The following is a 6,659-nucleotide window of genomic DNA, read 5'->3' as shown; positions in this document are numbered from 1 at the left end:
CAAACACGTCAAATTGATGTTGTTATGGCATTAAATGATCCTAGTGCTTTGGGAGCGTTGGCAGCTTTAGAAAATCAGGATAAAAAAGATGTCCTTGTTTATGGAATTGATGGGACACCAGATTTGAAATCTCTTATATCCAAGAGTGATATGATTGCTGGAACAGTTGCGCAATCTCCAATTTCTTTAGGGAAGATAGCGGTTGAACAAATGTATAAAGTTATAGTGGGAGAAAAAGTAGAAAGTCTGATTAAGATTCCTGTCACTCTTATGAACAAAGATAATATTTCGCATTATGATGTAAAGGGGTGGCAATAATGAATAAATCTTATTTTCGTTCTTTAACATCACTTAGAACTTTTATGATCTTATTGAATTTGGTTATCGTCATATTTAATGGAACAATTGTTCTTTTAACAACAAAGTATATTGTTCAAAATGGTTTAGCTAGAGATTTTCTAGATGACATTTCTTATATTCCTCATCATCCATTGTTTGTGTTTTTGGGGTCTATTACGTTGTTTTGTATATTGAGTTATATTATTTATCATCGTGGTGAGAAGATTATTGAAAATAAAAAGATGAATATTTTATATAGTGGGGTTGAGTTTATTGTTTGTGCTATGATTATTTATCTTTTATATATGGGTTATAATGGTGTTATTTTATTGGTGTTCTGTGATTGTATTTATCATCTAAAAGATGATAAATATTCTAAGTGGTTATTAGCTGCTATGGTTATTGTTTATTTGTTTGCAAGTTATGATGTTTTTTCTATTGTTGTTCCAATGACGAATGTCAGTCAGTATATGGTTGTTTATGACGCTAGTGTGAGGGGTATGCTGATGATTGCTAAAAATATTTTAGAGACATGTAATTTGTTGTTGTTTATTGTCTTTATTATTGTTTATATTGCTGAGCAGATGCAGGAAAATGAGAATATTACAAAAGAATTATCTATGATATATCAAGTGAATAAAGAATTAAAGGATTATGCAGCAATCACTGAAAAGATTGGTGAAAATAATGAAAGAAAACGTTTGGCACGTGAAATACATGATACTTTGGGTCATGCTTTAACAGGTATTGCGGCAGGAGTGGATGCTTGTATTGCCATGATTGATATCAATCCCTCAGCGACTAAACAGCAATTACAAGTTGTTTCACGAGTTGTGAGAGAGGGTATTGGTGATGTAAGAAATTCATTGAATAAATTACGTCCTGGAGCTTTGGAGAAACATGGTCTCAAAGGGGCTATTGAAAAGATGATTGAAGAATTTTCAAATGTGAGTGATCTCGTTATTGAGTTAGATTATCGTTTAGATCATGTTGATTTTGAGAATACAAAAGAAGATATTCTATTTCGTATTATCCAGGAGAGTATTACAAATGCTTTAAGACATGGTGGAGCAACTCATATTGATGTCTCACTTTATTTAGAAGATAATATGCTTTATTTGAAAATCAAAGATAATGGTATTGGCTGTGATGATATTCATTATGGTTTTGGATTAAAACAAATGAAGGAAAGAGTTGCTATAGTGAATGGGAATGTTGAATATGATGGTCATAATGGGTTTTTAACAGTTGTAAAAATTCCAATGCAGAGGGGAGAAAATTATGGTAAGAGTGTTGATTGTTGATGATCAGGAATTAATTAGAGAATCCTTAAAGATTGTTTTATCGATACATGATGATATTCATGTTGTGGGTGTGGCTGGTGATGGATTTGAGGTTTTAGATATTTTAAAAAGAGAACAGATAGATGTTATTTTAATGGATATTCGTATGCCAAGAATGGATGGTGTTTATTGTACAAAAGCAGTCAAAGAACAATATCCGCTTACAAAGATTATTATTTTAACGACATTTGATGATGATGACTTTGTATTTAGTGCCTTACGTTATGGAGCTAGTGGTTATTTATTAAAAGGTGTAGGAATGGATGAACTTTATCAGGCTATTTTGACTGTTGATAATGGTGGTGCGATGATTAATCCTGATATAGCAACGAAGGTATTTAGTATGTTTTCAAAGATGTCACAAAATAATTATTCTATTCAAGTTGATGAAAGTTGTTTAGGTGATATTAGTAAACCAGAGTGGAAGGTCATTCAGCAAGTAGGATTTGGCTTATCAAATAAAGAAATTGCTCAAAAACTCTTTCTTTCAGAAGGTACAGTTCGTAATTATTTGAGTTCAATTCTTTCTAAACTGGATTTAAGAGATCGTACACAATTGGCTATCTGGGCAGTTCAATCAGGTCAAACAACAAAGGATTTTAATGATGAATAAAAAACATCTGATCATTTTGATCCTTGTTATTGGATGTGTTTTGACACTTGTTTGTTGGCCTCAGACAATTGTTTTACGTATAGGGATTTTTGCGGGTAGTAATTGGGATGTGCCAAGTGGAGATTGTTATGTGATTATAGATCAAAGTATTGAGAGATTTGAAAAAGAACATCCCAATGTCAAAGTAGAATATGAAAGTGGTATTCTAAAAGAAGATTATTCTCAATGGTTATCAGAACAATATTTAAAAGGAAATGAACCAGATATATTTATGATTTTAAGTGAGGACTTTAATACCTTGAGTTATCTAGGTGCTTTAAAGAATCTTAATCAGTTCATTCAAGAAGATCAATCATTTGATACACAGCAATATTATAAAAGTGCACTTCAAGCGGGTAAATATCAAGATAAACAATATGCTTTACCTTATGAAAGTAATCCAACACTTATGTTTGTGAATAAAACATTACTTCAAAAAGAAGGCATTAGTATGCCAAAAAATCATTGGACATTAGATGATTTTTATAAGATATGTCAAAAAGTAACAAAAGATAGTAATCATGATGGAGTCATTGATCAATATGGATGTTATAATTTTAATTGGTTAGATTCTCTTTATAGTCATGGTGCGCGGTTATTTAATGAAACTGGTACAGAATGTTATGTTAATCAAAGTTCTGTTAAAGATTCTATATCATTTATACAAAAATTAAATGAATTAAATCAAGGCCATAACATTACATCTCATGAATTTGATCAAGGACAAGTTGCTTTTTCACCAATGCCTTTTTCACAATATAGGACTTATAAACCTTATCCATGGCGAGTTAAAAAATATTCAAATTTTGAATGGGATTGTGTGAAAATGCCCTCTTTATCATTAACTCAAAATAGTACTCAGGTCTCATCATTGTTGATGGGAATGTCGGCTCGTAGTCATCATACACAAATTGCGTGGGAATTTCTTAAAATGTTATCGTATGATGAACAAACACAAAAACAGTTATTTCAGTATTCACAAGGTATTTCATCATTGAAGAGTGTTACACAATCTAAAGAAGCCCTTTTACTTTTAAATGATGAATCTTTGGGTGATAGTCAAGTTGATATGAGCTTACTTAATGAGGTTATGGAAAACACAGTGAATCATAGTCAATTTAAGAAATATGAATCAACTTTAAACTTACTCAATACAAGTATTCAGCAAATTATTCAAAATGATGAAGAAGTTGATATATCGTTAATTACATTACAAAAAGAAATTAATCAATATCTGAAGGAATGACACACAATGATTTGTGTGTTTTTTTGTATATGACATTTGTCATATTAAAAGGTGGCAATTGTCAGTAGAAATATATGACAAACGACAGATGGAATGTAAACGCTTTATTGATAGAATGTAAGTGTCTTAAGAAGGAGGAGAGAAGGTATGAAATATGTTGTTCTTGTCAGTCATGGAGAGTTTGCTGAAGGACTTGCTAATGCATTAATGATGCTTGCTGGACAAAAAGAAGAAGTTATAGCTGTTGGTTTAAAAGATGGCAAAACTGCTGATGAATTTGCTGTTCAATTTGAAAAGGCTATTCAACCAATTACAGAACGTGATGAAATCATATTATTAGGTGATTTAATTGGTGGATCACCATTGACAACAGCTATGAATGTTATGAATGATCTTGGTATGGGGACACAAACAGTTGTGATTGGTGGTATGAATTTACCATTAGCATTAACAACTGTATTGATGAAAGATGCTTTTGATAAAGAAGCATTGGTAGAACAAGTGCTTTCAGAAGCGCAAAGTGCTTTAAAAGAATTTAAAATTGAAGTAGATGAGGAAGATGAAATTTAAAGGAGGAAGAATTTATGTCAGTTTCATTTATTAGAATTGATGATCGTATGATCCATGGTCAAACATGTACACGCTGGGCACGTGAATATCCTTGTGATGGATTGATTGCTGTGAATGATAAAGCAGCTCAAAATGATGTCTTAAAAGCAGCATATAAAGCGGCAAGTGGAAAGAAAACATTTGTATGGACATTGGATGACTTTAAGAGAAAATCACAAAAAGTATTAGAGAGTGATACAAAATATTTCTTGATTGCTAAAAATCCAGTAGACATGTGTAAAATTCTTGTGGATCAAGGATTAAAAAGTGGGATAGATACTGTGATTGTTGGACCTTGTAATGATCGTGAAGGAGCAACAAAATTAGGAAACAATCAGTCAATAACACAAGAAGAAGCAGATGCATTTGAAAAGATGGCTAAAGCTGGTTATAAAATCAAATTTGCTTTACTACCAGATGTTTCTATTGGAACATGGGATGATTTTAGAAGTAAATTTGGTTATTAACAATAAATTATAAAGGGGAGAAAACTTATGGAAATTAGTTGGATTCAAGCAGGATTACTTGGTTTGTTTGCATGTTTATCAAGTATGCCTGGATTAGGAGGAACATCATTTGGTAACTACACATTAGGTAGACCATTGGTGGGTGGTTTGGTTTGTGGTATTATTTTAGGAGATATTGCTACAGGTATTTTGGTTGGTGTTGCTATGCAGGTTGTTTATATTGCATTGGTTACACCAGGAGGAACAGTATCAGCTGACGTTCGTGCTGTCAGTTATATAGGAATTCCTTTGGCCATGATTGCAATTAAAAGTTATGGATTAGATGCTGGATCAGCAGACGGACAGGCTTTAGCAACTTCATTTGGTACAATGGTAGGTACTTTAGGAACAGTTTTATTCTATGGAACAGCAACAATCAACTTAGCATGGCAACATGTTGGATGGAAAGCTGTTGAAAAAGGTGATTTTAAAAAATTATATGTTGTAGATATGGTATTACCATGGATTTCACATATCATATGTTCATTTATTCCAACATTGATTATGTGTAAGATGGGAGCGCCAATGGTTGATATGATTAAAACATATTTACCTATGGATGGAATAGCAATGATGACTTTATTTACAGTTGGTTCATTATTACCATGTGTTGGTATTGCTATATTATTAAAACAAATTGTCACAAAAGCGATTGATTTTATTCCTTTCTTCTTTGGTTTTACTTTAGCAGCAGCTTTAGGAATCAATTTAGTTTCTGCAACAGTCATTGCTGGTATGTTTGCTTTAATTAATTATCGTATTAAGATGCTGACAATCAATAAACCAGCACTTGTTGATGTTGATGACGAGGAGGATATATGAGATGGATAAGAAATTAACAAAAAAGACTCTAACAAAGTCATTTCATAATTGGTATTATGGAAACTTAACATGTTTTTCTCAGGAACATATGCAAACATTTGGTTATTTGTGTTCAATGCTGCCAATTGTTGAAGAATTATATAAAACAAAAGAAGATCAAGCAAGATCTATGAAAACATATACAGCATTCTTTAATACCGAACCTCAAGTTGGATCAGTTATTGTTGGTATGACTGCTGGTTTAGAAGAAGCACGTGCGAATGGGACTGAGGATGTTGATGATGAAACGATTAATGGTTTGCGTGCTGGGTTGATGGGACCATTAGCGGGTATTGGTGATTCATTGGTTGTTGGAACAGTCATTCCGATCTTATTAGGAGTAGCAATGGGAATGTCTTCTGGTGGATCTCCACTTGGAGCAATCTTCTATATTATTGTATGGAACTTGTTTGCTTATTTTGGAATGAAGTTCTTATATTTCAAAGGGTATGAATTAGGTGGTAAAGCTGTAGATTTCTTAGTTGGTGCACAAGGTGAAGCGTTAAGAGAATCTATTACAATGTTAGGTGGTATTGTCATTGGAGCAGTGGCAGCAACTTGGGTCAGTGTAAAAACTTCATTTACAATGATTGCTGAAGGGGCAAAAGAACCTTATTTAAATTTACAAAAAACATTAGATAGTGTTTATCCAGGTATTTTAACTGCAGCTTTTGTATTATTGTGCTGGTATCTTTTATCTAAGAAGAAGATGTCACCAATTAAAGTCATGTTGTTATTAGTTGTTATTGCATTTATTGGAGTCTTGGTTGGATTCTTCAATCCAGGATTAACTTATTAATAAAGGAGATTTATCATGGAAGCCAAATTAAAACAATCATATATACAGGAAATTCAATATCAAACACATATGTTAAATAATCTACAAAGATGGCTAAAAAACTTCATTATTTTTTCCTCAATATCCTTAGTTCTTATTTTATTTGGACCATCTGTTCATCCAGTTTTAAAAATCATAGGTATTGTATTGATGATTCTAAGTGTTATAGGATGTATTGTCATAGGACTTGGTTTCAGGAATGGTAAAGAAAATGTTCATAAACTTATTAATATGGTTGAGAAAAGAAATGCTAAATAGCATTTCT

Annotated in this window: 9 protein-coding genes; all 9 read left to right on the top strand. The window is 32.2% G+C overall.

Annotation, left to right across the window (positions count from 1 at the left end; translation table 11 throughout):
• A partial coding sequence (locus BN350_RS18645) for a substrate-binding domain-containing protein (RefSeq protein WP_044600174.1) occupies positions 1-318 on the top strand: 318 nt, incomplete at its 5' end.
• Entirely contained in the window at positions 318-1,643 is a 1,326-nt protein-coding gene (locus BN350_RS06405; protein WP_028042855.1) for a sensor histidine kinase, read from the top strand. The genes BN350_RS18645 and BN350_RS06405, both read left to right, overlap by 1 nt.
• Positions 1,621-2,295, top strand: a complete 675-nt coding sequence (locus tag BN350_RS06400) for a response regulator transcription factor (RefSeq protein ID WP_028042854.1) — start codon at positions 1,621-1,623, stop codon at positions 2,293-2,295. Before BN350_RS06405 ends, BN350_RS06400 begins: the two co-directional genes overlap by 23 nt.
• Positions 2,288-3,580, top strand: a complete 1,293-nt coding sequence (locus tag BN350_RS06395; RefSeq protein ID WP_231385241.1) for an ABC transporter substrate-binding protein — start codon at positions 2,288-2,290, stop codon at positions 3,578-3,580. Before BN350_RS06400 ends, BN350_RS06395 begins: the two co-directional genes overlap by 8 nt.
• A 147-nt stretch (positions 3,581-3,727) precedes the next feature.
• Positions 3,728-4,150 (top strand): PTS sugar transporter subunit IIA, encoded by a 423-nt coding sequence (locus tag BN350_RS06390; protein ID WP_028042852.1) that lies wholly within the window; start codon positions 3,728-3,730, stop codon positions 4,148-4,150.
• 14 nt (positions 4,151-4,164) lie between these two features.
• The gene (locus BN350_RS06385) at positions 4,165-4,656 is read left to right on the top strand and encodes a PTS sugar transporter subunit IIB (RefSeq protein WP_028042851.1); all 492 of its coding nucleotides are present in this window, start codon (positions 4,165-4,167) and stop codon (positions 4,654-4,656) included.
• Between the two features lie 27 nt (positions 4,657-4,683).
• A complete protein-coding gene (locus BN350_RS06380) occupies positions 4,684-5,517 on the top strand; it encodes a PTS mannose/fructose/sorbose/N-acetylgalactosamine transporter subunit IIC (RefSeq protein WP_028042850.1) in 834 nt (277 codons plus the stop codon).
• 1 nt (position 5,518) lies between these two features.
• Entirely contained in the window at positions 5,519-6,355 is an 837-nt protein-coding gene (locus BN350_RS06375; protein WP_028042849.1) for a PTS system mannose/fructose/sorbose family transporter subunit IID, read from the top strand.
• A 15-nt stretch (positions 6,356-6,370) separates the two neighbouring features.
• On the top strand, positions 6,371-6,652 hold the full coding sequence (locus tag BN350_RS06370; RefSeq protein WP_028042848.1) for a hypothetical protein: 282 nt from the start codon (positions 6,371-6,373) through the stop codon (positions 6,650-6,652).
• Positions 6,653-6,659: the final 7 nt, after the last annotated feature.

This window comes from Candidatus Stoquefichus massiliensis AP9, from assembly GCF_000455285.1.
Taxonomy (GTDB): domain Bacteria; phylum Bacillota_I; class Bacilli_A; order Erysipelotrichales; family Coprobacillaceae; genus Stoquefichus; species Stoquefichus massiliensis.
The sequence above is the reverse complement of the archived record's forward strand: the minus strand, read 5'-3'. Positions and strand labels throughout refer to the sequence as shown.